The 25001-nt window shown below is 36.7% G+C and carries 28 protein-coding genes and 1 pseudogene; 19 read left to right on the top strand and 10 right to left on the bottom strand.

Features of this window, described 5'->3' with window-relative positions; genetic code table 11:
* Positions 1–110 precede the first annotated feature (110 nt).
* A complete protein-coding gene (locus AC1D0Y_RS21715; protein WP_221840609.1) occupies positions 111–1679 on the bottom strand; it encodes an RQC-minor-2 family DNA-binding protein in 1569 nt (522 codons plus the stop codon).
* 249 nt (positions 1680–1928) lie between these two features.
* On the opposite strand from AC1D0Y_RS21715, the gene AC1D0Y_RS21710 reads away from it, so the two are divergent.
* Together AC1D0Y_RS21710 and AC1D0Y_RS21705 are read left to right on the top strand one after the other, a co-directional pair.
* Positions 1929–3521 carry an APC family permease gene (locus AC1D0Y_RS21710; protein ID WP_013057301.1) on the top strand — a complete coding sequence of 531 codons (1593 nt, stop codon included), beginning with the start codon at positions 1929–1931 and terminating at the stop codon, positions 3519–3521.
* 155 nt (positions 3522–3676) lie between these two features.
* On the top strand, positions 3677–4216 hold the full coding sequence (locus AC1D0Y_RS21705; RefSeq protein ID WP_060746918.1) for an SMI1/KNR4 family protein: 540 nt from the start codon (positions 3677–3679) through the stop codon (positions 4214–4216).
* Positions 4217–4258: 42 nt separating this feature from the next.
* Here AC1D0Y_RS21705 and AC1D0Y_RS21700 read toward each other — a convergent pair whose 3' ends face one another.
* On the bottom strand, positions 4259–4759 hold the full coding sequence (locus AC1D0Y_RS21700) for a GNAT family N-acetyltransferase (RefSeq protein WP_028408315.1): 501 nt from the start codon (positions 4757–4759) through the stop codon (positions 4259–4261).
* 270 nt (positions 4760–5029) lie between these two features.
* Here AC1D0Y_RS21700 and AC1D0Y_RS21695 point away from each other — a divergent pair, with 270 nt between their 5' ends.
* Positions 5030–6520, top strand: a complete 1491-nt coding sequence (locus AC1D0Y_RS21695) for a sensor histidine kinase (protein WP_098331784.1) — start codon at positions 5030–5032, stop codon at positions 6518–6520.
* Positions 6498–7181, top strand: coding sequence for a response regulator transcription factor (locus AC1D0Y_RS21690; protein WP_013057296.1), 684 nt, complete (start codon positions 6498–6500; stop codon positions 7179–7181). Before AC1D0Y_RS21695 ends, AC1D0Y_RS21690 begins: the two co-directional genes overlap by 23 nt.
* A 43-nt stretch (positions 7182–7224) precedes the next feature.
* Here AC1D0Y_RS21690 and AC1D0Y_RS21685 read toward each other — a convergent pair whose 3' ends face one another.
* Both AC1D0Y_RS21685 and AC1D0Y_RS21680 read right to left on the bottom strand, forming a co-directional pair.
* A complete protein-coding gene (locus tag AC1D0Y_RS21685) occupies positions 7225–8844 on the bottom strand; it encodes a SulP family inorganic anion transporter (RefSeq protein ID WP_050691663.1) in 1620 nt (539 codons plus the stop codon).
* A gap of 16 nt (positions 8845–8860) precedes the next feature.
* Positions 8861–9448 carry a beta-class carbonic anhydrase gene (locus AC1D0Y_RS21680; RefSeq protein WP_253352873.1) on the bottom strand — a complete coding sequence of 196 codons (588 nt, stop codon included), beginning with the start codon at positions 9446–9448 and terminating at the stop codon, positions 8861–8863.
* A gap of 249 nt (positions 9449–9697) precedes the next feature.
* Here AC1D0Y_RS21680 and AC1D0Y_RS21675 point away from each other — a divergent pair, with 249 nt between their 5' ends.
* From AC1D0Y_RS21675 to AC1D0Y_RS21660, 4 genes are all read left to right on the top strand, one after another.
* Entirely contained in the window at positions 9698–10360 is a 663-nt protein-coding gene (locus tag AC1D0Y_RS21675) for a hypothetical protein (RefSeq protein ID WP_253352872.1), read from the top strand.
* Positions 10361–10512: 152 nt separating this feature from the next.
* On the top strand, positions 10513–10953 hold the full coding sequence (locus AC1D0Y_RS21670; protein ID WP_098333360.1) for a MerR family transcriptional regulator: 441 nt from the start codon (positions 10513–10515) through the stop codon (positions 10951–10953).
* Positions 10923–12095, top strand: a complete 1173-nt coding sequence (locus tag AC1D0Y_RS21665) for an MFS transporter (protein ID WP_028408322.1) — start codon at positions 10923–10925, stop codon at positions 12093–12095. The genes AC1D0Y_RS21670 and AC1D0Y_RS21665 overlap by 31 nt, the downstream gene beginning before the upstream one ends.
* 152 nt (positions 12096–12247) lie before the next feature.
* On the top strand, positions 12248–12547 hold the full coding sequence (locus tag AC1D0Y_RS21660; protein ID WP_016764349.1) for a TIGR04104 family putative zinc finger protein: 300 nt from the start codon (positions 12248–12250) through the stop codon (positions 12545–12547).
* Between the two features lie 33 nt (positions 12548–12580).
* Here AC1D0Y_RS21660 and AC1D0Y_RS21655 read toward each other — a convergent pair whose 3' ends face one another.
* Positions 12581–13780: a multidrug efflux MFS transporter gene (locus tag AC1D0Y_RS21655; RefSeq protein ID WP_028408323.1), complete on the bottom strand. Its 1200-nt coding sequence runs from the start codon at positions 13778–13780 to the stop codon at positions 12581–12583.
* A gap of 472 nt (positions 13781–14252) precedes the next feature.
* Here AC1D0Y_RS21655 and AC1D0Y_RS21650 point away from each other — a divergent pair, with 472 nt between their 5' ends.
* The 7 genes from AC1D0Y_RS21650 to AC1D0Y_RS21620 all read left to right on the top strand — a co-directional run bounded on the left by AC1D0Y_RS21650 (position 14253) and on the right by AC1D0Y_RS21620 (position 19302).
* Positions 14253–15704 carry an alanine/glycine:cation symporter family protein gene (locus tag AC1D0Y_RS21650; protein ID WP_432766836.1) on the top strand — a complete coding sequence of 484 codons (1452 nt, stop codon included), beginning with the start codon at positions 14253–14255 and terminating at the stop codon, positions 15702–15704.
* Between the two features lie 185 nt (positions 15705–15889).
* On the top strand, positions 15890–16252 hold the full coding sequence (locus tag AC1D0Y_RS21645) for a YidH family protein (protein WP_016764347.1): 363 nt from the start codon (positions 15890–15892) through the stop codon (positions 16250–16252).
* 282 nt (positions 16253–16534) lie between these two features.
* Positions 16535–17365 carry a YihY/virulence factor BrkB family protein gene (locus AC1D0Y_RS21640; RefSeq protein ID WP_013057287.1) on the top strand — a complete coding sequence of 277 codons (831 nt, stop codon included), beginning with the start codon at positions 16535–16537 and terminating at the stop codon, positions 17363–17365.
* Between the two features lie 147 nt (positions 17366–17512).
* A complete protein-coding gene (gene amaP, locus AC1D0Y_RS21635; RefSeq protein WP_025751715.1) occupies positions 17513–18055 on the top strand; it encodes an alkaline shock response membrane anchor protein AmaP in 543 nt (180 codons plus the stop codon).
* Between the two features lie 15 nt (positions 18056–18070).
* Complete coding sequence (locus AC1D0Y_RS21630) at positions 18071–18280, top strand: DUF2273 domain-containing protein (protein ID WP_016764344.1); 210 nt, start codon at positions 18071–18073, stop codon at positions 18278–18280.
* Between the two features lie 27 nt (positions 18281–18307).
* Positions 18308–18748: an Asp23/Gls24 family envelope stress response protein gene (locus tag AC1D0Y_RS21625; RefSeq protein WP_025751716.1), complete on the top strand. Its 441-nt coding sequence runs from the start codon at positions 18308–18310 to the stop codon at positions 18746–18748.
* Positions 18749–18831: 83 nt separating this feature from the next.
* A complete protein-coding gene (locus AC1D0Y_RS21620; RefSeq protein ID WP_028408325.1) occupies positions 18832–19302 on the top strand; it encodes a 2-thiouracil desulfurase family protein in 471 nt (156 codons plus the stop codon).
* A gap of 45 nt (positions 19303–19347) precedes the next feature.
* Here the strand turns inward: AC1D0Y_RS21620 and AC1D0Y_RS21615 are convergent, their stop codons facing one another.
* Positions 19348–20517, bottom strand: a complete 1170-nt coding sequence (locus AC1D0Y_RS21615; RefSeq protein ID WP_025751718.1) for an MFS transporter — start codon at positions 20515–20517, stop codon at positions 19348–19350.
* A 103-nt stretch (positions 20518–20620) separates the two neighbouring features.
* Positions 20621–21379 carry a TrmB family transcriptional regulator gene (locus AC1D0Y_RS21610; RefSeq protein ID WP_060745498.1) on the bottom strand — a complete coding sequence of 253 codons (759 nt, stop codon included), beginning with the start codon at positions 21377–21379 and terminating at the stop codon, positions 20621–20623.
* A gap of 226 nt (positions 21380–21605) precedes the next feature.
* Between AC1D0Y_RS21610 and AC1D0Y_RS21605 the strand changes: the two genes are divergently transcribed.
* A complete protein-coding gene (locus tag AC1D0Y_RS21605; protein WP_028408327.1) occupies positions 21606–21833 on the top strand; it encodes a hypothetical protein in 228 nt (75 codons plus the stop codon).
* A gap of 32 nt (positions 21834–21865) precedes the next feature.
* On the opposite strand, the gene pssA is transcribed toward AC1D0Y_RS21605, so the two are convergent.
* Positions 21866–22357, bottom strand: coding sequence for a CDP-diacylglycerol--serine O-phosphatidyltransferase (gene pssA / locus AC1D0Y_RS21600; RefSeq protein ID WP_176526105.1), 492 nt, complete (start codon positions 22355–22357; stop codon positions 21866–21868).
* A 170-nt stretch (positions 22358–22527) separates the two neighbouring features.
* Between pssA and AC1D0Y_RS21595 the strand changes: the two genes are divergently transcribed.
* The 3 genes and pseudogenes from AC1D0Y_RS21595 (at position 22528) to AC1D0Y_RS21585 (ending at position 24031) form a co-directional block, all read left to right on the top strand.
* Positions 22528–22935: a MarR family winged helix-turn-helix transcriptional regulator gene (locus AC1D0Y_RS21595; protein WP_013057279.1), complete on the top strand. Its 408-nt coding sequence runs from the start codon at positions 22528–22530 to the stop codon at positions 22933–22935.
* Positions 22928–23268, top strand: a pseudogene (locus AC1D0Y_RS21590) (DUF3147 family protein). Before AC1D0Y_RS21595 ends, AC1D0Y_RS21590 begins: the two are co-directional and overlap by 8 nt.
* Before the next feature lie 67 nt (positions 23269–23335).
* Complete coding sequence (locus AC1D0Y_RS21585) at positions 23336–24031, top strand: SAM-dependent methyltransferase (protein ID WP_098432927.1); 696 nt, start codon at positions 23336–23338, stop codon at positions 24029–24031.
* Between the two features lie 25 nt (positions 24032–24056).
* On the opposite strand, the gene AC1D0Y_RS21580 is transcribed toward AC1D0Y_RS21585, so the two are convergent.
* Together AC1D0Y_RS21580 and AC1D0Y_RS21575 are read right to left on the bottom strand one after the other, a co-directional pair.
* Complete coding sequence (locus AC1D0Y_RS21580; RefSeq protein WP_043982854.1) at positions 24057–24530, bottom strand: DUF4188 domain-containing protein; 474 nt, start codon at positions 24528–24530, stop codon at positions 24057–24059.
* Entirely contained in the window at positions 24527–25000 is a 474-nt protein-coding gene (locus AC1D0Y_RS21575) for a PadR family transcriptional regulator (RefSeq protein ID WP_477707915.1), read from the bottom strand. Before AC1D0Y_RS21575 ends, AC1D0Y_RS21580 begins: the two co-directional genes overlap by 4 nt.
* Position 25001 lies beyond the last annotated feature (1 nt).

Genomic DNA, 25001 nt, shown 5'->3' with positions numbered 1-25001 from the left:
TTTGCTAATCTAGTAATGATTATATGAATGGAGGTTTCTAATTATGATAAGCATTTAATAGAGAAAGTAGTCTTCAAAATCAAAAAAGAAGAATCACGTGAGATACAATCTCATATTCTCCGTGATTCTTCTTCAAATAGACGTCGGATGGCTTCTCCTTTTGGAGTGAGGCTGAATCCTTTTTTCTCTTTTTTAAGCATCTGATAGTTTTGTAATTCTTGTAAATACGTAACAATGCGCTTGCGCTTTATGGAATTTAATAATCCAAACGCGGGTATTATATCGAGCTCTTTTTGACGAATACTGTTAGTAGAAACGCCTTCTAAAATTTGTACGTAAACCTGCTGAGTTTCCGTGTTTTTTAAGGTATCTATAAGTGTTAATAGCCGTAACATTTGGTTTGAATCAAAAGTTATTTGACCGATTTTTAGCGGAGTCGAAAGCAGGTCCTGACGCTGCTTATGAAGTTCATTTTCTATCTTAGCGCTTATTTCTGTCAGCTTCGTTTCTATTTCGTTTGGACTCATATAACATGTAAATTTGTTTGTTTCCTGCAGCAGGGTGACATCTGGAAAATCCCACTGTGAAAACCATTGAATGGAACCAACTTCGAGATTGGCATTCGGTGTCTTCACTTGTAATACGTTTTGAATGAAGGAAAGAAAGGGCTCGTTTTTCTGTAAAACTTGTTCTTCATTAAGTTGATAAGTGGTTAGGATGCACAATTTGTCTTGGATCTCTTTGATGTGCACTTCATGATGCTTTAAAAGACTTTTCCATTTAAAAAAGACAAGCAGTTTTTGAATTACTTCTTCATTTTCATCTATAATCTCTTCGAACTGCCGCTGAGTTGTAGCTAATCGTTTCGCTGCTAGCACTACATTATACTCATCATCGAGTGAAATAGTATCATTTGTGACATCATATGTTACGGCGAGACCCCTGTTTTCTGAAGTTAAGCGAATGATCTCGTTTTCTCCGTGAACAGTTAATACCGTATCTTCCGTATCTGAAAAACCTCTCTCAAAGGCGATGGAAGAAAGAGAGCGAAAAGGTCTCATAATGATTTCAATCCGATTGCGCCAAAAAGCAATTTGCTCAGGGTTTTTCATAATAAAAAGCAAAGGTGATTTTTTTGATTGTTCAATTGCTTCAATCACATCTGCATTTCGATGATAAAGGGAAATGAGCGGATGTTTGAAGAAACACTTATTAATATGTTGAATCCATTCTTCTTTGGAAGAATCATGTATCCTAGCGCAAAACATGTAATCTTTCATAATACTTCCGAGGTAGTTTTCCAACTCATTTTTAGTTAAAACCGTAAAATCTTGAGAATAAAGCTCATCATGATGAATAGGAATGCCGCGATTCTTATTATATTCTTTCCATAGGAATGAAGTTGGTTTCCAAAAGTGAGGATAAACGTCTTCATTTTTATCAATTGCGACGGGAAAACCGCCCCTATGACTTCCATATAAGAACGTTTGAAAAAGGACTATATCTTCTTGAGATAACTCATTCATTGCTCGCTCAAAGTAGTCATTTAAACGTCCAAGCAGCCCTTTAGTATGTTTACTTCCTACGGACCGAATCGATTTATTTTTGCGTCCGAGCGGAAGGAATGTTAAGTGGTTGTAAGCTGTAAAATCAACAGGCAAATTTTCTGGTAAAGTCATTTGTCTAGCTCCTTTCATTTATTGAGTATTTTACCTATTAAAGAAGAGAAGAAAAAGTTTTAGTGTGTCTTGAATATAAGAGTTATTTTTTAAAATTTTCTGTTAATTAATCTGTAGAAATTAAGAAAAGGGATTCAAAGTGATTTTGAATGGGTATAGTAATAAAAATTTTGACACATATTATCGAATATATATGAATGTTGTCAAAAAAAACAACAAAAGTGATGATTCATCCAAAGGAGGAAGCTTATGGAGAATAAAGGTCCGTTTAAAAAGACGATATCCCTATTAGACTTAACATTGATTGGATTAGGGGCTATTTTTGGCTCCGCTTGGCTGTTTGCCGTTAGTAATGTCGCTACGCAAGCCGGTCCTGCAGGAAGTTTTTCTTGGGTTATTGGTGGAGTTATTATTTTATTAATAGGCCTTGTATACGCTGAGCTAGGGGCTGCCTTGCCTCGTACAGGAGGAATTATTCGATATCCTGTTTATTCACACGGTCATCTTGTAGGCTATATGATTTCATTTATTACGATTGTAGCGTACACTAGCTTAATCGCTATCGAAGTAACAGCTGTGAGACAGTATGTGGCCTATTGGTTTCCGGGTTTAACAAAATCTGGATCTGATTCACCGACCATATCTGGATGGATTCTACAATTTGTGTTGCTTTGCTTATTCTTTTTACTCAATTACTGGAGTGTAAAAGCATTTGCAAAATCGAATATTATCATTTCTATTTTTAAATATTTTGTACCGCTTACAGTAATCGTAACGCTGGCATTTTATTTTAAGTCAGGAAACTTTACGATGGGAGAGTTTGCTCCCGGGGGGTTTGATGGTATCCAGGCCGCCATTGCCACAGGCGGGGTTATGTTCGCCTACTTAGGCCTTCATCCAATTGTATCGGTAGCTGGAGAGGTGAAAAATCCTCAGCGTAATATTCCAATTGCTCTTGTGATTTGTATCATTCTAGCAGCTCTCATTTATACTGCTCTACAAGTATTATTTATCGGAGCTATTCCATCTGACATGATTAAAGGCGGTTGGTCCGGCATTCAAGATAAATTCTCACTGCCGTTTAAAGACATCGCTGTTGTTCTTGGCCTTGGCTGGCTAGCAACACTTGTTATTTTAGACGCTATTTTATCACCGGGTGGTAACGGTAATATTTTTATGAATACAACATCTAGACTTATCTATGCTTGGTCTCGTAACGGTACGCTATTTAAAACGTTTGCTCATGTGGATAAAAAAACAGGGATTCCTCGATCATCTCTATGGCTTTCATTAGGACTTTCGATTTTTTGGACACTGCCATTTCCTTCATGGAATGCACTCGTAAACGTATGCTCTGTTGCGCTTATTCTTTCTTACGCGATTGCACCAATTTCATCAGCGGCCTTTATGGTGAATGCAAAAGATTTGGAAAAGCCTTTTAAATTAAGAGGAATGAGTATAATTGGTCCATTATCCTTTATTTTTGCTTCCTTTATTGTCTACTGGTCAGGATGGAAGACTATTTCATGGCTGTTAACTTCTCAATTGGTTATGTTTGTTATATATTTGATTTTTGCTAAATATGTGCCTAAAAACGAAGTAAGTCTTCGTCAGCAGATTAAATCAACTTGGTGGTTAGTTGCTTATTATATTATCATGCTCTTTATTTCTTATATTGGTTCGTTCGGCGGAGGAAAGGGTTTGATCGATACGCCTGTAGACTTAATTATCATAGCGGTCGTATCTCTTGGGATTTATTATTGGGCTAAATATACCGGCCTTCCAAAAGCGCTTATTGATTACGATCACCATCCTGAACAGGAAGAAAAAGCACCTGTATAACCTGTAAAGCAGCGATATTCGCTGCTTTTTTCTATGTTATTTGAACATGAATTTCTAAAGTTTGTCGTATAATTTAGTAGGAAAGAAGGAATTAGCACATTATTGTTTAATTAATGTAATGTAACCGTTTTAAATCCAACGCTTGGAGGAAGAGTATGATTGAAAAAATAATAAATTCACTTCGAAAGCGGCTGTGGGAAAACAATAATGTTATAGAAGTGTGTAAAAATGAAGGAGAAGTATACAGAACCACATGTACTTTTTTTAATGGAGTAAGCAAGAATCAACTGAATGTTTTTGAAGAAGAAATGCATGTATCACTTCCTGAAGACTACAAGCAGTTTTTGCAGCTAACAAATGGGTGTAATTTGTTCATTGATGCTGACAAAAAAATAGCAGGGAATCTTTATAGCTTAGAAGATGTAAGAGAAACAGCTTATAAAAGTCAGAGTCTTTATATGACAATTGGGTCTGTCGGAGAAGAAGAGATTATCATTGACTCTAAAAAATCAGCGCACTCTGCGTATATAATAGTAAAAAAGCGGAAGGCATCGTTTCAAGATGCACATGTATTACATATGAATTTTCAGAAATGGCTGGATTGTTTTATAGTGAGTCAAGGGAATTGTTTTTGGCACTGGAATGGGCTTTGTAATAAAGCTCATTCAACGGATAAAAAGACAACGGCTCAATAATATTATCTTCTAATAAATAAACGAGCACACTAGTGTGCTCGTTTATTTATTAGAAGGAAGACGTTCCCAACCGTATGCTTCGTCTTCAACTTTAGTTTCTCCAAACTGACTTGTACGATTCAAGATTTTTTTGCCGCCTAATTTTTTATAAAACTGAGTCGCTTTCTTATTTTTCTTCATAGCCCAAATAATCATAGACGTATATTGCTGATCAGCAAATTCTTTTACTGAATGAGAAAATAGAAGATGACCAATTCCTTGGCTTTGCACTTCCTTGCAAACGTATAGCGCGTATATTTCAGCGCGTGACAAATGAGGCTTACCCGCTGAAAAGCCGACGATCTCTCCTCGTTCATCGATAGCGAGCAAAATAAAATGAGAAGGATCGGTAAGAAAAAGGGACCATTTTTCTCTACTTTGTTCATAAGACAAGTTGTTTAAATAAGCATCAGGTACTAACTCTTTGTATGTAATGCGCCAGCTGTCTACGTACAGACGGGCAACAGAAGGGATGTGAGAGGAAGTAGCTTTAATAATTTTCATTAAAAAATCTCCTTTTTTTAAATATTAAGGCATATAGTATACCTTTCAGCCTAAGAATATTATGAAAAATAGATCATAATTTTCCAGTAATTCATAAAATGGTAAAAAAGGTGGTGTTCATTCTCACTCTATCACGGTAAAGTGAGAATATACATTTGTTTTGTTGTTTTAATTTTTGCTACATGTATAATGTCTAACGATCTATTTGTTATTCACCTTTACTAGTCTATCAAATAGTTTTGTTAAAGCCAAAGGGGCATAGGGTAAGAAATGTCAATTCAACTGCGTTTTGTTTTAACGTATATCAGTATTGTGTTTGTCTTTATTATTTTGCTTTTTTTATCGGGCTTTCTCATTTTCTTCTCTATTACTGGAGACGCCGATTTTGTAAGAAAACTGTACAGTCACTCCTATGAGTACAAATTGTTAACGCCAGAAGAAGAAAATGCATTCTTGGATTTAAAGTTATTGAGTGAAGAAAAACCGGAGCAGCTGCTGCGGCCGGATATGGTTAAAAAATATGAATTTGAAAATATTGATATTGTGATTCAAAAAAACACAGAGGTTGTATATGCTTCAGAATCCATTAAAGGAGAAAACCTTCGTAAATACTTGCCAAAGAATCAAAAAAGTAAAGGAAATCATTCGTATCAGCAGGACATGCTGCGCATAGGCAAGCAGTACTTTACATATATCAACCTTGATTTTCCTTTCTCGAATCAAGAAAAAGGAAGCATTTACGTTTTGCGAAAAATCAGCCCTTATGTAGGTATTATTAATCGAATTTTCCCTTTTTTAATCTTTCTACTATTAATTTTAGTCATTGTTATTATTGGATTTTTAAACTATCTTGTTTCAAGAAGCATTATTAAACCTATTCGTGAATTAAAAGAAGCGGCTGAAAAAATAAAACAAGGTGATCTTCACTTTGAGATCTCTGCTAATTCAAAGGATGAAATAGGCGAATTAACGCAAGCTTTTGAAGAAATGAGGCAAAAACTAAAATCTTCTGTTGAACTGCAAATTCAATATGAAGATAATCGAAAGCAGCTGCTTTCAAGTATTTCACACGATTTACGAACTCCTATTACTTCCATTGTAGGATATGTAGAAGGAATTCAAGATGGAGTAGCTAATACGCCGGATAAGCTTTCTAAATATTTGTTAACGATTTCAACAAAAGCAAAAGACATGAATGCGTTAATCGATGAGCTATTTTTATTTTCTAAATTGGATTTGCACGAAATTCCATTTGTGTTTAAAAAACTTAATATTTCAGCATTTATGGAAAGTTATGTGCAAGAGCTTCAGTTTGAAATGAGCGAACATGATATTGATGTTTTATTTTCTAATGATTCTCTAACGACACTGTATGCAAAGGCAGATGCTGAGCAGCTGCGGAGAGTTTTAATAAATTTAACAACCAACAGCATTAAATTTATGGATAAAGAAAGAAGAAGAATCGATATCGTTCTTTCTGCTACCGAAAGTGAACTCATTATTGAAGTGAAAGACAACGGCTCTGGGATTTCACCGGAAGCATTAGCGCATATTTTTGACCGGTTTTATCGAGCAGAACAGTCCCGCAATAGCAATACTGGAGGAAGTGGACTTGGACTGGCCATTGCAAAACAAATTGTTGAACGCCACGGGGGAGACATCTGGGCACTAAGTAAGCTTGGCGAAGGAACAAGTATTTTCTTTTCTTTGCAAAAAATGAATGAAAATGGTGATACACATGAAGAAGATATTGTTAATTGAAGATGAAGTAAGTATTGCTGAATTGCAAAGAGATTATTTAGAAATTAACGATTTTGAAATAGACGTTCAATATAGCGGGGATAAGGGGTTAGAAAAAGCTCTAAATGAACATTTTGATCTGGTTATTTTGGATATTATGCTCCCTAAAGTGAGCGGATTTGAAGTGTGCAAGCAAATTCGAGCTGCAAAAGATATTCCAATCATTTTAGTTTCAGCTAAAAAAGAAGAAATTGATAAAATTAGAGGTCTCGGGCTAGGTGCAGATGACTATATTACCAAGCCATTCAGCCCTGGGGAGCTGGTCGCAAGGGTCAAAGCGCATTTAGCGAGATATGAAAGACTCTCTGATAAGCAGGAAAAGCGTATGATTCGCATTCATGGCTTAGCGATTGACACGCTCGCTAGAAGAGTATTTGTGAATGACAAAGAAGTGTTTTTTACAGCGAAGGAATTCGATTTGCTGAAGTTTATCGTTTCTCATCCAAATCAAGTATTAAGTAAAGAACATCTATTTGAAAAAATATGGGGATTCGATTCTTCAGGAGATATTTCAACCGTAACAGTTCACATTCGAAAACTAAGAGAAAAGTTAGAAGAAAACCCAGCAGACCCTCAGTACCTAGAAACGGTTTGGGGAGCAGGGTACCGGTTTAATATTTAAAAAAAAGAGATCCGAACGATTAATCGTTCGGATCTCTTTTTTATTACGTAGTAACGATTCTATGACGAGCTTTAATCTTACTCACGGGAGGTTCGGAAGAAAATATATTTTTTTCACCGATTTTATCATATAGACCGGTTGACTTTAACATTTCTTTCGGCTGGTGCTGTAAGCCAGAAATAACGACTTGGCTATGCGAATCTTTCAAACGTTCGACTACCTTCGATAGTAAAGCTTCTCCAGATGTATCAATAAAGGATACTTGGCTCATTCGAAGCAATAAAACTTTCGGTTTCGCTTCAGCGATGTTATCAAAGGAATCTTCTAATACTTCAGCCGATCCAAAGAAAAGAGATCCTTGCATGGTATATTCCATCAACTCAGATTTGTGAGCATTTTCAGATGTTTCCGCTAAAACTTTTGAAATCTTCAGTGATCCGCTCATTCGTTTCACGAACATAACAATAGCTAAAAGTAGACCCACGCCTACACCTGTTGTTAAATCGATTGAAACTGTTAATAAAAACGTAGCTACAAGTACAAATGAATCAGCTGACTTGGTTTTTAAAATATGCGCAAATTCTTTACGCTCACTCATATTCCAAGCCACAAACATTAAAATAGGTGCCATACTTGCCAGCGGAATGTTTGATGCATAAGGAGCCAGCATCACAAGGACCAATAAAACAACTAAGCCGTGTATAACTCCTGATAACGGAGAAGCTGCGCCGTTTTTGATATTGGTCGCTGTTCTGGCAATGGCACCAGTTGCTGGAATTCCGCCAAATAGCGAGGTAGCGATATTAGCAATTCCTTGGCCCACAAGCTCTTTATTGCTATTATGCTTGGTTTTGGCCATATTATCAGCAACAACAGCTGATAGTAAAGATTCAATACCTCCAAGCATCGCAATTACGCAGGCAGCCGGAAATAGCATCACGATGTTATCCCATGTTAAATCTGGGAAGCTAAAAGATGGTAGTTTACTCGGAATGGCACCGTAAGTAGAGCCAATCGTTGCAACTTTTCCTGGGAACAGTGTAATGGCTACAAGTGTGGAAATAAGAAGACCTAGAAGAGCACCGGGAATTTTAGGTAAAAACTTTGGCGTTATAATCACGATAGCTAAACAAATAGCGGCTATGATGACGCTGTAAATGTTAATCGTTGCAATTTTTCGTAGGATTTCAATCATATTTAAATGAAATTCCTCATGTTTTGCAATTCCCTTTAATCCTAAAAAGTTAGCGATCTGACCTGAGAAAATAATAATCGCAATTCCTGCTGTAAATCCAATCGTCACAGGGCGCGGAATAAACTTTATAAATTTACCTAGCTTAAATATCCCGAGCAGCGTAATCATAATTCCAGCCATAAAGCCGGCAATAATGAGGTTCTCATAACCATATTGCATGACAACTCCAAGCAGCACCGGAACAAATGCACCTGTTGGACCTGCAATTTGAAATTTAGATCCGCCTAATATGGAAACCATAATTCCTGCGATAATGGTTGTATAAATCCCGTATTCAGGTCTTACACCAGAAGCGATGGCAAAGGCCATTGCTAAAGGAATAGCAACGACCCCAACAACCAAACCGGCGATAATATCTTTTTGTAAATGCCCTGCTGAATAGCCTTGAAATCGGTTATCTTTTAGCATTCGATAAAATCCTCCTTCATGAGCTTACGGTTTCAGCTTGGTCTTGGGAATAGCCGTTTACAACGACGTCAAGTTTTCCTGTTGAGGGATGAATAACCATTCCAGAAACAAGCACATCTTTTGGTAATAAAGGGTGATTTCGAATCATATCCACACTGTTTTCGACACTATCCTCTACACATTCAAACCCAGTCAGCCATGATTCTAAATCAATACCGGCATATTTTAGATTACGAATCTGTTCCGCGCTGATCCCTCTTTGTTCAGCAGAGGCTAAAATAGCTTCAGCTTTCATGCCCGTCATTCCACATTCATGATGACCGATGACACATACTTCATCAGCTTGCAAAGCGTAGACGGCAACTAATATACTTCTCATGACGCTGCCAAAGGGATGGGAGATAACAGCTCCGGCATTTTTCACTATTTTTGCATCTCCATTTTTTAGCCCCATGGCTTTAGGAAGTAATTCTAACAAACGTGTATCCATACAAGTTAAGATGACTATTTTTTTGTTAGGAAATTTGGATGTTTGAAAAGCCTCAAATTGATTATTTGTTACAAATTTTTTATTAAACTTTAAAACTTCAGATAGACAAGTCATTGTTTTCCTCCTGTGTTATTTATTTTTAACTTATTTTTTAGTCTAAAGATAAAGTTTAAAAACGAACTAAATAAAATATTAAAATTTTCTTAAAATATTCAGAAAAAACTTGTAAATAAATCACATTTATATGCGTGAAATTATGTAAGCGTATTCTTTCTTTGTTTTGACGAAAAAATAGGAATTATATGTTAAAATGGTACAAAGTTGGAATTGTCTAAAAGAATGGTAGGGAGGAGGAAGGCAAAAGTGAAGGCTCTTATAGCAATAGGCTTTATTTTTTGTTGTTTAGCAGGGTGCAGTTCTAATGCTCAAATCACCAACGACAAAGAAATGGGGAAGAATATTCAGCAATTATTTGAAAAAAAAGGTGTAAGGTCAGTGGATGTATCGAAGTTAAGTGATTTTAAATGGGAAAAAGGATATTTATTCACAAACAAAAGCAAGAAAGCCGACGTAGAAAAACTTGTAAACGCACCGATCAGTGAAGAGGTAATGAAAAAAATATCTGCTGCTAATCAAATGCTTGTGTTTGTACACGAAGGAGAAGTTGTCCGCTATGTAGAACTACCCCAAGATTTCATAGCACATGATAAAAACCAACTTGAGTTTTCATTTTATCATTCTGAACTAAAATTTAATAAAAAAAGGGAGGGCAAGCTTATAAAAGCAGGAGATAAAACGTTAAGTTCAGAAGATGCTTTAGCTGTAGAATCAATTATGAAACAAATTCAATGGAAAAAAGCTGATTACACTGTCGCTCTTGACCCAGATGTACAGCTTACTTATGAAGGAGTCGTATACAATGTACGATTCACCTCCGAGAGTGCGGAACTTACTTCTAAAAGACGAGGAGTATATGGTAAAGTTACAGGAGAAACAGCACAGCAGCTATATGACATATTGATGTAACCTATTGATTTATCAATAGGTTTTTTTGTGCACATATTTTTAAATTTACATAAAATGTCTCRATATTATTGACATTAACGTTAACGTTAATCTATAATGGTAATAGATAGTTGACGTTAACGTTAATGTTTGAGGGAGGTGAAGGGGAAAATATGTATCTAATCGATGACGTAACGAAAATGACTGGTTTGACCAAGCGTGCTCTTCGGTATTATGAAGAGATTGGACTCATTTTGCCTCCGCAGCGTACAAAAGGAAATGCACGGATTTATTCCGAAGAAGAGGTAAGAGAACTAAAAAAAGTAGCAGAAGCAAAAGAAGTTCTCGGTTTTTCTTTACAGGAGCTGCAGCAGTTTATGTCGCTCAAAAGAATGATTGAAGAAAGAAGTGAGCAGCAAGGATTATCAGCGAAAGAGATAACTAAAATAGAAAATTTACTGGAAAATCAAATCAAGATGATTGATTTTAAAGTGGTTAAAATGCAGGCATTTAAAACAGAATTAAAACAAATGCGAGAATCTGCTATGGAAATACATGAAAAAACAAAAGGAGAGATGAAAGAGTGGAAGGACAGCATTCAAATAACCGATTAGGTCAAATTATTACGGTAGTAGCTACTTTTTTAGCATTTATGGGAATCGGGGTAGTAGATCCGATTTTACCAGAGATTGCTAAGCAAATTGGAGCTTCTCATTGGCAAGTAGAAATGTTATTTACTTCCTATTTGTTAATGATGGCTATTATGATGATTCCAGCAGGCATCTTAGCATCACGTGTAGGAGACAAGCGTTTGATGGTAACAGGACTTATCATTGTAACGATTTTTGCAGCACTATGCGGGTTTTCTAACAATATTCCTCAGCTTTCTATTTTCCGAGCAGGATGGGGACTTGGTAATTCGTTTTTCTTTGCAACAGCTATGACGCTGCTTATTGCATTATCAGGTGAAGTGAAAAAAGCAGTAGGATTATATGAAGCTGCGATTGGTTTGGGAATGGCCGGAGGACCGCTTGTAGGAGGCGTGTTAGGAAATGCTTCTTGGAGATTGCCGTTTTTCGGTACAAGTGCTTTAATTTTTATCGCCTTTATTTTAGTATTAACGATTGTTAAACAGCCTACAAGCACTAAGCCTCGTAAAGCAGCGGGTTTTAAAGACATGGTTAAACTTTATAAATTAAAACCATTTACTCAAGGCGCTGTATCAGGCATGCTTTATTACTACGGGTTTTTTACAGTGTTAGCTTATACGCCGCTTATTCTATCGATCGGAGCTCTTCAAATTGGCTTTGTTTTCTTTGGATGGGGATTATGTTTAGCTTATGGATCAGCGGTTTTAGCACATCAGTTAGAGAAAAGATATCAGCCAAAACAAGTGTTACATGTTAGCTTAATTGTTTTTTCACTTATTTTAATTTGTTTATTTGCCTTTGATGCAACATGGTTGCGTATTGTCTTAATCATGGCAGCAGGTCTTGTATCAGGACTTAATAATGCATTATTTACGAGTCATGTAATGGAAGTATCTCCTTATGAACGAGGAATTACATCTGGAGGATATAATTTCTTAAGATGGTTAGGTGCAGCTTTTGCTCCTTTATTATCAGGAGTTATCGGCAATGCCGTAGCGCCTCAAGCTCCTTTTCTCGTAGCAGCGATTCTTGGGTTGCTAGCTTTTGTTATTATGGTTATAAAAGTAAAAACAGCTTCTCAAACGAATGAAGCTGTATCTAAATAAACGTTGAAATAAAAGGCTTTTTCTTGTAAAAAGCCTTTTATTTTGTTTTATGTTATAATAGTAAAAACGTTTTTAATCATAAAAATGAAACTCTTTACCAACTTGTACGTATACTTTATATGTACATAAATCTTTTTAGGAGCGTGATGCCCATGGCCACCTGTCAAAATTGTAATCATAAATGGAACTGGAGGACAACCTTTAAACAACTGTTAACATTTAGAAACGTTTTAGAATGCCCACACTGTGACAAACAACAGTATATCTCTGCAAAATCCCAAAAGCGATTATCAATCTACTCATTTGCACCCCTTATTATTTGGCTTATTCTCTCACTATTTGACTTTTCCTTTCCATCCATTGTTGTCGCGGAGCTTATTTTCTTCATAGCAGCGGTTGTTATGATGCCACTTTCTTATGAAGTAAGCAGCGAAGAAGAACCCTTGTGGTAATAAAAAAACCTTCCGTTTTAACGGAAGGTTTTTTTATGCGGCTTTACCGTCTAGCTGTTGTCCGTGATGGCGCTGATAATACACCCACCCAGCATTCAATAGTAGAAGAACACTGGTTGTTAAGAATACGTAAGGAATTCCTTTAGCTCCGGCAATTTGTCCGCCAATGACTGGACCGGCTAAATTCCCGAAGTATTGCGCTGTTTGATTATAGCCAAACATTTTACCGGTAATCGAGTCCGGCACAATTTTCTTTAAATAAGAATTAATAGAAGGTAATAATCCTCCCATTGCAAAACCGAGTAAAAAACGAAGTAAGAATAGCTGCCAAGTACTATGCACAAAGGCCTGTAAGCCGCAAATAACTGCTACGATGAGCAGGCATATTTGAAGTACATTTTGAGGACCAACGCGATCGCTGACTTTGCCGAGTCTTGATGCAGCTAAAATATTTGATATTCCTGTTGCCGCCACGACAAAACCTGAAATAAGGGCAAGGTGATCGGTATGAGTAGACAGTTGTTTTACATACAGTGTAACGATTGGCTGAATAGCCATAACTGCAAGCTGCAGTAAAAAAGTTGTAACAAATATACCAATCACGGCCTTTGAATTTTTTAGAGATAGTAACCCAATGTTAGATTCTTTCGTCGTTTTCGCCGTCTCTTTTTTGTCTTCTTGAATTAAATTTACAATTAAAAAAGACAAAAACATAAATGCACCCGTCACGAAAAAGACGTGACGCAATCCAATTGTATCTCCTAAATAGCCCCCTACTAGCGGTCCTAATAAAGATCCTGATACAGCCCCTGTAGATAACGTACCTAATGCTTTACCACTATGCTCTTTAGGTGTTTGAGTCGCTACTAACGTAATGGCTGCAGAGATGAAGCCGGAAACAGCGCCCATTAAAAAGCGCAGTCCGACAAGCTGATAGACATTTTGCACAAAACCAATAGAAGTCATAACAATTGCCATACCCAAGCTTGCGCGAAGGAGCATAAGCTTTCGCCCGTATTTATCGGCTAAACTCCCCCATAAAGGAGAAACAATAGCCGCCATTAAAAAGGTAGCTCCAAACGCAATACCAGCCCATCTGCTGATGGAACTCGTATCGTGAACTCCCAGCTTTTCAATATAAAGCGGTAAAAACGGAATAACTAAACTCATCCCGGCTGTGGTGCAAAAAGAACCGAACCAGCAAATGTACAAGTTTCGTTTCCATAATTCCATTCTATTTCCTTCTTTCGTTGTGCCGCATAGCGTAAAAACAACAAAAGAGCGAAACCATATGGCCTGCTCTTTTAGCATACATGCAGCATCTTTTTATCGGTTTAAATTATACCATATATCAGAAATATTTAAAAATAAAATGATTCACTTAGTGAAATATTACCGTGAAATGAAAACAGAAAGATGTCCTGTGTTTACGCTTGGCTTAGAACATAAAGTGACCCTTGGTTCACTCATTACTTTATGCTGTGACAATGGAATTATGTAAAGAACTTATACTTCACTAAAAACTGCGTCAGATAATCTGTCCAAAATATACGTTATACCCACAAATTTTGTCTATTTATCAAATAATGTGTAAAACAACCTGACGAAAAGAATGAATTTTCTGGTTTTTAACTCTATATTAAAACTATGTTCTCATTATTCATAATGTGGAGAGTGTTTTAAGGAGGAGTGTATATTGGAGCAGATGATTAGTACAATAAGTGAAATGATTTGGAGTACGCCGATGCTTTATCTATGTATAGGAGTGGGACTTTTATTTACTATTCTCACTAGATTTGTACAAGTTCGATATTTGAAAGATATGGTTACTTTATTGTTTAATGGAAAAAGTTCTGAATCGGGCGTTTCGTCTTTTCAAGCGTTAACACTTGCTTTATCAGGGCGCGTGGGAGTTGGAAATATTGCGGGAGTTGCAACAGCCATTGCATTCGGTGGTCCAGGAGCAATTTTTTGGATGTGGTTTATTGCTTTTATAGGTTCAGCTAGTGCATTTATTGAATCAACACTTGCTCAAATTTATAAAGTAAAAGATAAAGGAGAATACCGAGGTGGGCCTGCTTATTATATTGAAAAAGGCATGGGAAAGAAGTGGTACGCACTGATTTTCGCTTTTGCCGCACTGCTAGCTATGAGTGTACTTGGACCAGGAGTGCAAGCAAATTCAATTACAGCAGGGTTAAATAATGCATTTTCAATACCGCCTTTAACGTCTGGGATTGTACTTGTTGTTATTTTAGGATTAATTATCTTTGGAGGCGTTAAGCGTATTGCTGCCGTGGCACAATATGTTGTTCCGTTTATGGCCATTGGATATGTTCTTGTTTCGTTAGTGATTATCGGATTGAACATTCAAGCTTTACCAGGAGTTATTGCTTTAATCTTTAAAAGTGCGTTTGCACTTGATTCTACGTTCGGTGGAATTATTGGCATGGCTATAGCGTGGGGAGTCAAGCGAGGTGTATATTCAAATGAAGCGGGTCAAGGTACCGGAGCTCACCCCGCGGGAGCAGCGGAAGTCTCACATCCTGCCAAGCAAGGTCTGGTACAAGCTTTTTCAGTTTATATTGATACGCTGCTTGTATGCTCTGCTACAGCCTTTATGATTTTAATTACAGGTTCTTACAGCACCCAAGGGCCAGATGGTTCGTTCATTGTGGATCATTTAAAAGGAGTTGAAGCCGGGCCTCAATATACGCAGCAAGCAGTTGAGACGGTGCTTCCTGGATTCGGATCAGGGTTTGTAGCTGTTTCTCTCGTGTTTTTTGCCTTTACTACGATTATGTCACAATATTATATTGCGGAAACGAACTTAGCTTACATATTGAAAGGCAAACAAAATAAAATAGTATCCATGTTCCTTAAGGCAGCTCTTTTAGCCACTACTTTATACGGATCTATCCGAACGGCTGAAACTGCATGGGCGTTAGCAGATATTGGAGTTGGAATAATGGTTTGGCTCAATTTAATTGCAATTTTGATTTTAGCTAAGCCTGCTTTAATAACTTTAAAAGATTATCGCCAGCAGAGAAAACTAGGGATAGACCCTACCTTTTCTCCAAGGAAATTAGGAATTCAAAACGCTGATTATTGGGACGAAGAATATCAGCATAATCAAGATAAGGAAAATGTTTCATAAATCAAAAAAGCCAGCTGGGGTTATCCCGTTGGCTTTTTTTAGTTTATGAAGAAGCTCTTTTGACCGCTTGAAGATGGTAATGATTCGTTCTTTTCGGGTATAATGTGGCGTGAAGCGTCCTCAATTTATTTTCGTTTGAGCATTTATTTATAATAGAAGACATATAAAGGGACGGTGGTATGTAAATGACTAAAAAAGAAAATGAATCCATTTATATTCAGCAGCATTTAGCAAATGAACGAACGTATTTAGCGTGGATTCGAACGTCTATTGCCACACTCGGCATTGGCTTTGTTGCAGGCGGCCTACATTTCAATTCCGGAAAAAAATTAAGTGAAGCAGCCGATACTCTTATTATTGCTGTTATTATCTTTTCTTTAGCTGCAAGTGCAGGTTTGCTTCTCTTCTCAACCTATCATTATTTTTCAACCCGCAAAAAAATTAACAGCCAAACGTATCAATCTTCTCACGCTTTGGTTATTTTTGTTTCAATGATTATGCTGATGCTGATCGGCGCTCTTATGTTTTACTTTTTTAACATTGCGTAAAAAAGTTTAAGATGTAAGAAAAAAGGGAAAGCAGTCTCAGAGAATTTACGGTTTTATGAAAGAAAAAGAAGATCTATTGATATGGTGGTAATGGCAGATGTAATTATAATAATATCTTCTTTATGAACCGGCTGTATAATTTTACAGGTTAAATTCTTTGTTAACCGCGGATAATGGAAAAGGAAAGCTTTATAAGCCGAAACTTATCCAATACATGTTGAACATAAAAAATGAATATGAATTTCACTACAGGGTGAAGCGAAAGTAAAGGAGAACGCTGTTATGATTCAAACATCTAAGACCGTTGCCGCTCGTTTTTTTACGGAGCGTTTCTTTGATCAGGCTGCTCAAACAGCCTACTATTTTTTGTTATCTTTTGTACCGTTTATTATCTTTCTTTTTTCTCTGCTGAGTTTCTTTCCAATTGATACAAACAATTTGCTGATATTTATTGAACCATTTACGCCTAAAAGCGCCTACGACGTAATTGAACGGTCAATTGAAACAGTTAACAATAGCGGGAAAAAAGTTTTATCTTTTAGTTTATTAGCGACTTTTTGGCTCGCATCTATGGCTATACAATCTTTGGTTCGCTCGTTAAATGACGCGTATCATATTCAAAGAAAACAAACGTTTTTGCGCGGTTTAATCAATGATTTGATTTTAACTTTTGGTTTTATGGTTGTGGTAGCTATTTCATTGTTTGTACCAATTATTGAAGAGGTCATTCGACATTTGGTCCTAACAAAAGTCCATGTTCCTGATATATGGTTTCAAAGCTGGACGACAATTAGATGGGGAATTGGGACATTATTTTTATTAGGCTTCTTCATTCTTTTTTACAAACTGATGCCAAGCGCAAGAGTAACGTGGAAAGATGTACTTCCAGGGGCTGTTTTCTCCACGCTAGGATGGCAAGTTGTATCTACCGGATTCGGATACTATGTCCAGTTTGGAAGCTACTCGCAAATCTATGGTCAGCTTGGAAGTATTATTATTTTAATGGTCTGGTTTTATTTAACCGCCGCTATTTTATTAATTGGCGGTTTAATAAACGGTAATAAGTTCATCAAAGCTCACAAGACAACGTATAGAGACGCGGAAAATGACTAGGGAAACCTAGTCGTKTTTTTTWTATTCAGTTTTACAGTTAGAAAGTTTATCAAAAAAATATTGCGGGTAACTATTGAATATCTCGTTGCCTTCCCTTTACACACAACAAAAAAGCAGTAGGAGTTCACGTTGAGATGAGGTGGAAAATTGAATAATTTTAATCGGTTTTTAATCGCAATTATTGGAATTGCAGGACTGATTTGTTCAGGTATGTTAGCACTGATGGTTTATAGGGTTCCTCACCTTTCAAATTGGTTAGAAAAGTGGCAGCATCAGGAGTGGTTTTACTACACAATTTTATCAATAAGCGCATTTTTAGCTGTTATTTTTATTATTTTTCTTTTAACAGGCATATTTAGCAGACCGCCTAAGAAGAATTTAGCAATTGTAACTGGTGAAGGCAAAATAACAATTTCTAAAGCAACGATCGAATCTACAGCTTTACGAGCAATTAGAAGCTTTCAGGGAATACGCTCTCCTGAAGTCCATGCCTCTATTCATTCTCGCAAAGAAAAAGTTAGTCTGTATATCAACTGTTCGTTGTTTGGACGAGATGGACTACCAACACTAGGAAAAGAGATGCAGCTTGAAACAAAACGCGCCGTGGAGGCCTTACTTGAGCTTCCTGTTCACTCCGTCCGTATTGACTTAACAGATACACAAACACGAAAGAAAGAGCGTGTTGTGTGATGAAGGAGGGACATAATGAGTACTCCAGATAAATTGATTCCGTACCGTGGCCGAGTACTTGGTATTCTGGCAGGTTTAGTGTTGGCAATTTTGCTATTAACAATTGGTTTTGGCCCCACGCTGCTAATTGTAGCTTTTATGGGAATTGGTTATGTAATCGGGAAGTGGAGAGACGGTCATTTAGACATAAATGCTTGGGTAGGATTCTTTACTAAAGGAAGATAGAAAATCACTTTAAGGGAGATGTTAGTTATGGCAGTTAATGAAACAAATACAGCAGTAAAATCTCAGGAAAATACACATCAAAATACATTAACATTTGAAGATCAAGTCATTAAAAAAATTGCTGGAATTGCAGCTAATGAAATTAAAGGAATTTTATCAATGAGCGGCGGATTTATGAGCGGGTTAACAGATCGCTTCCGCAGCACTGAAGATATCACAAAAGGGATTAACGCTGAAGTAGGAGAAAAGCAAGTTGCCCTTGATTTAAAAGTAATTGTCGAATACGGAAAAAATGTTCCAGCCATTTTCTCTGAAACTGTTAATAACGTAAAAAAATCAGTTCACGATATGACGGGATTAGAGGTAGTAGAAGTAAATATGCATGTAGAGGACGTAATGACTCGCTCTGAATTTGAAGCGAAAACGGATCGAGACAAAGAGCAGGAGTCAAAGCGTGATCTTGAATAAAATATAAAAGGTAAACACTTCCATTCATCATATATTCTTTGTATGATGAATGAGAAGTGTTTTTTTATGGGAGGGAGAATTCTGTGATTCTGGTTAGTTCCTGCTTAGCAGGTCAAGCTTGCAGATATAATGGAAGCAGTGCCTTAGTTAAGGAAATTGAAGCGCTCGTTGAAAATAAAGAAGCGGTGATGATGTGTCCGGAACTGTTAGGTGGATTTCACACGCCTAGAGAACCGGCAGAAATTATAAAAGGAACGGGAATAGACGTAATAAACGGAAATGCGCGAGTTATTGAACGATCGGGAAAAGACGTGACAGATATATACATAGACGGGGCCTATAAGGCACTGAGCATCGCAAAAGAAATAAAAGCTACTGTTATTGTACTAAAAGAAAACAGCCCTTCATGTGGAAGTGAACATATATATAACGGAGCATTTTCAAATGTTAAATTAGCCGGTGAAGGGGTAACGACTGCGTTGCTAAGAAAGCATGGTTTTATCGTCATGTCCGAATCTCAATTTGCAGCTGAAATGCATGGAGACCCATCATAATCAAAAAAAGCGTACACTATATGTGTACGCTTTTTTTATAAAAGCTTATTTACTGTGAAGCGTATCTGCTGTGCTTTCTGTTCGTGTTACCGCATAAAGAGAGCAGAAAAGACCAAGCAAAACAAAAATAGACCCGACCCAGCCGTTATAAATAACAGAGTATTGATTAACGACAATTCCTCCAACATAGGAGCCGATCGCAATTCCTACGTGTGAAATCGCTGCATTAGTGCTGATTAAAATGTCCGACGTGTCGCGTGCACTATGGATAATTAAATTGCTTTGAGCTGGTGAAACCGCCCAGCTGAGCGCACTCCAAATGATCATAAGAAGCAAGAACACAATAAATGGTAAATGAACGCCAAAAGGCATAGCAATCATGCTAACAAAAAAGAGAGCAATCATGGTGATAACAGATGAAGAAGGGTTCCATTTATCAGAAACAGCTCCTCCAAGTCCTCCTCCTGCCACGGCAGCAAGACCGAAAATACCATAAATAATGGTCACCATCGTTGTATTTAATCCTAGTGTTTCTTGCAAAAATGGTGTGAAGTACGCATAAAGCGTTAAATGGCCCGCAAGTACAAATAATGTTGCTAGGTGAATAGCGAGCATTTTTTTATTGCGTAAAGCTTTTACCTGAGTTTTTAACGGTACAATTGGAGCAGGAGCTAGACGCTCCATTGTAAACCAAACGGTAATCATAATAATGGCAGTCAAAATTGCAATCATAACAAATACTTGACGCCAGCCAAGCGCATTTCCAATCAAAATACCAAGAGGAATGCCTAAAACAAGTGAGCCGCTGATTCCCATAAATACGATGCCAATTGCTCTGCCTTGGTATTCAGGTTTTACCATTCTAGAAGCCATTGTGGTAGATAGTACAATGATAAAAGAACCGCTCGCAGCAGCAAGAATACGTCCAATCAGTAGCATATAATAGCCCGAACTGTAGGCTGAAAATACATTGCTCAATAAGAAAATAAATAATGTCCACATATAAACTTTTTTACGCTCTATCTTAGCCGTCACATTTAGTAAAATCGGCGCAGACAAGGCATAAACAAACGAATAAATAGAGATTAAATAACCTGCTTTTGCTAATGATACATGAAATGCATCGGCAATTAAGTCTAAGATGCCTCCTAGAATTAATTCGACCGTTCCAACAACAAAAGAAGCAATCGCAAGTATGTAAACTTTTTTATTCATCAAAAAACCCCCTCTTTAAAAAGTTACAACTAGAATAGTAACCTTTTTTAGAAAGGATTTCAATAGGTAATATTAAAAAGGTTACTAATGAATTAGTAACCTTTTAATATCGCAGGCGAGTAAGCAGATCCATGATCTCAGAATCTTGAAGAAGCTGCTCTTGATATTTCTTTGTAATATGGGTAAGTGCAACGTCATGATAAAAGAAATCAGCAAAAACTTTTACAAGCGGCTGGGACATGGTTTTTATTGCTTTCCATGTCTCATGTTCAATGCCGGCAAATAAAAGGTAAGCATCGTCAACAATAATCAACTGCGACGGCTCAAGGTTTTTATGATCATCTATTGGATTTAATGTATGTAAATGTTTGAGGGCAGTCTGCAAGTTTCCTATGGTTAAGACCTCGACGTTTACGCCTTGTTTCTCTTTTTCTTCTAGCAATGAGCGGTAATGTGCTAACTCATCATTCCACGCGGATAAAATAATAGAAGATTCCGCTTCATGAATCAATTGTTCGATGTGAGCAGAAATAGAGGATTTATCTTTTAAACTCCAAACATGATCATCTGTAAACGTTTTTTTAATTTTATATGTTTTTAATTCATTAATGTCATTTTCAAAATCAGCAGTAAGTTTTTGAATGACGGTTTGAAGGGCTACCGCTGAGTAAAGTTTCTTTTTCCCGGACAATGTATTTACTACAATACCTTTATCAATTAAACGATTAAGCACTTCATAAATTTTTGCTTTTGGAACATGCGAATACGTAACAATTGAACTAGCATCCAGCGGGCCATCATTCGCAAGCAGCGCTTCATATACTTGACTTTCATACTGAGAAAAACCAAATTTTTGCAGCATAATTTTCTATTCATCATCCTTTCTTTTTTTAAGTATATCACGGTTTGTAAAAGTATTACTAATTGTATCAGATATAATAATCTTATTAAACTATGTTCTAAATAATCATTAAAAATAAAATAAGCTATTAAAGGATCTTTATTACAGGAGAAATATTTTTAACCATATAATACTTTCTATACTAAAACACTCACCATTGGGTAAAGAAAAGAAAGAGGTGAAAAAAATGAAGAAAAATGAAAAACTACTGTTGAAAAAAATGAACATAAAACAGCAACGAGAAGTGGCTGCTCAGCTTGAAGACGTACTGGATTCCTTACTGTCTCTTGAAGAAAAATTATGCTCAGCACCTGATAATAAGGAGTGGCTGTCTTTACAAGCTCAGCTTGAAAAAAGAGAACATGAGCTGAAATTTAAGCATAAAATGCTGTGTGAAGAATGGACAGCACTATAAAAGACAGGCATTTTGTCTGTCTTTTATTGCATTTAAATTTTCATTACGCGAATAGGGCTAACCATCAAAATAGCTAACATAATCATAAGGTAAGGGTTTACGTAATAAAACATGCCAAGCAGTGCGATAATTAGAGCGGGAAAAGGAATAGGAAGCCCTATAAAATAACCTATGGTTGGATTTGCACTAAATTTAGCTAATCTTAATGCGCCCATGCTTGGATAAATCATAAAAGCGAGTACGGTTAGCCAAGAGTGGGGAGAAAGAGTATGAAATAGCATTGCAGGCGCTACGCCAAAGCTGATAATATCAGCCAAAGAATCTAGCTCTACACCAAACTCGCTGTTAACTTTCAGCTTTCTCGCAATTTTGCCGTCAAATAAATCGAAAAAAGCGGCTAGAAAAATAAAAAGAGCAGCTAAGCGTTCGTAGCTGTTCATATTAAAGGCTATGGAAAATACGCCGCTTAGCAAATTTCCAATCGTAAAGAGATTCGGAACCCATTTTAACAGTCGAAGAATCAATGTCATACAACCGCCTTTCACAGTGTGTACAATTAGTGTAACTGTTAAATCGTATTATTATGTGAGATACAAGATAAAAAGAAGGTAGTATTGAAAACTGGGTGTCGTTTCTGTAATATATATCGTATAATACGATAATAATTGAAAATACGATATAAAGGAGCAGGATCATGAAAGTAGAGGAGTTAAACAGCTATTGGACGTCTATTTATTATCATTTGCACTATACGCATCAAGAGAAAATTACACACCAAACCATACGTCTTTTACAGCATATCGACAAATCATCTTCGGTTGGAATAAAAGAAATTGCGGATTATTTACACGTTTCACATAATACGGCATCTGAACACGTAAAGAGAAATATTGATAAAGGGTATGTATATAAAAATAGAGATATACATGATGAAAGAAAAGTAATTCTGCATTTAACAGAAGCAGGAAAAGACCTATTAAAACGGAATTCAAGCTTGGATGAAGAAAAAGTATCAGCTATTTTACGCGAAATGACAGCATCTGAAAAGCAGCTGATTCAACAGGCTTTTCAGTTATTGAGCGAGCGTGCAAAACATGTATAGTATCATCAAAATTTTAATGTCGGCTCTTATTATTGCAGGGGTAACAGAAATGGCCAAAAGATTTCCGACATACGGTGGAATTGTGGCTGCCCTTCCAATTGTGAGCTTACTAAGTATTGTATGGTTATCAGTGCAAGGAGAAAAAAGGAAGTGGTCAGTCAGTTTACACTCGGCGTTCTTTATGGACTCCCAGGCACTATTTTACTACTTGCTGTCGTCTATATTTGCTTAAAAAACTCTCTTCATTTGTTTATGAGTTTATCGATAGGAGTTATGTGTTGGGGCCTGTTTTTAGGCCTTCAAAAGATAGTGATTAAACTAATTACTACATAAACTATTGGAATTTAATCCAATTTTCTGTAAAATAAAAGTCTATGTAAAAGATAGGAGCTGAGTAGAGTTGAGTTTAGCAAAGAAAAAGTTAGGAATTGACCGAGTTGTTTTTATCGGCAGAACGTTTGAAGAGTACAGAGCTATGTTTAATTTGGATGAAAAGTATTTAAAAGGAAAAAAAGTGTTAGACTGTGCTAGCGGGGCCTGTTCTTTTACTGCTCATGCCTTGCAGCAAGGTACGGAGGCTACTAGCTGTGATATTGCCTATAAATTTACGGCAGAAGAGCTTGAAAAGAAAGGAAGCCTGGATTTAATTCATACGATGAATCAAATGCAGCACGTACAGGAACAGTATGTGTGGAAGTATTTTTCGTCTATTGATGATTTAACTGAACATCGAAAAAGAGCATTAAAAGATTGTATTGCTCATATGAAAAAGAACCCCGAAGCCTATCAGTACGGAGCACTTCCTAATTTGCCGTTTCAAAAGAACGAGTTTGATTTAACGCTTTGTGCAAACTTTTTATTTATGTACAGTGACCGGTTAGATTATACGTTTCATTTAGAAGCTTTAAAAGAACTGATACGCGTTACAAAAGAGGAAGTACGTTTGTTTCCTTTAACGAATTTAAGCGGAAAGCTTTCTACTTATTTGCCGCAGCTGTTAGAAGAGATTGCGCCTCTAGTAAAAGGAACAGAAATAGCAGACGTCCCGTATGAATTTCAAAAAGGTGCCAATCAAATGCTGAAAATATATGTATAACAAATATAACGAAAGCCGCTTTTAGTTAAAGCGGCTTTTTAACATTCAAACGTTTTTTGGCAGTTTGAGTATGCTTCGTTATGGTTTCAGATCCAAGCGCTTTAGCTAAACCGAACGAAGGCATATTCACGTATACTGATTCATAATTTCCTGCAGGAATGACGTACGTTTCATGATAAATGCCCACTGCATTCGTTTTTGAAGCCTGTTTATAAAAAGAATTCCAAGCTTTTAAGTGCTGAGGACCTTTGGCATAGGAGGTCAATTGCTCAACTGACTCCCAATATTGAATCAGCGTGATGGTTCTTAAATTAAAAGTTCCTTGCAAAGATAAAAAGCCAAGGTTTTTGTTTGTATACAACTCGCGAATCATAGGAGGCATTGCTTTAAATACAGGGAACCATTTGTGTACGGCTGTCCACTTATTAATGCGCATTCCTATAACAAAGACGACCAACTCCTGACCGGGCTTAGCCATCATACGATTGGAATGAATCATAAATTATGCGCCTCCTCATCATATAATTTATTAATCGTATCTTTGCACCATTCTATCGAAGCACACGTTGTTCGTTTACCGTAGTCTAGGGTAATAAGCCAATACGTTCTATCGGGAGAAGGGCTGTTAGAAATGCTGTCTTCAATTCCGCAATACATGGTATAACGTTCAGTTAGTTTCTGCTGAGCGTTTTTTAACTGGGAAATTGTGAGCTGCTTTTCTTGCTGACTACTAAAAAAGAGTTTTAACAAAATTTCATTTCTTTCGGAAGGGAGCTGCTTAATAGGTTCACGCAGCCAATCTTGCAGAACTTCTTTTCCTTTAGTTGTTATGACATACTCTTTTTTATCTGGTTTATCAGTTTGAGCAACGGAATTAACCGTTGCTAGTTCATTATTCACAAGCTTTTGTAAAGTGGGATAAATTTGGCCATAACTGATTTTCCAAAAATGATTTAAACTTCGATCCATT

Source organism: Priestia sp. P1_B12_1, from assembly GCF_056406695.1.
Note: the sequence above shows the minus strand (reverse complement) of the source record. Positions and strands in the feature narration are given on the sequence as shown.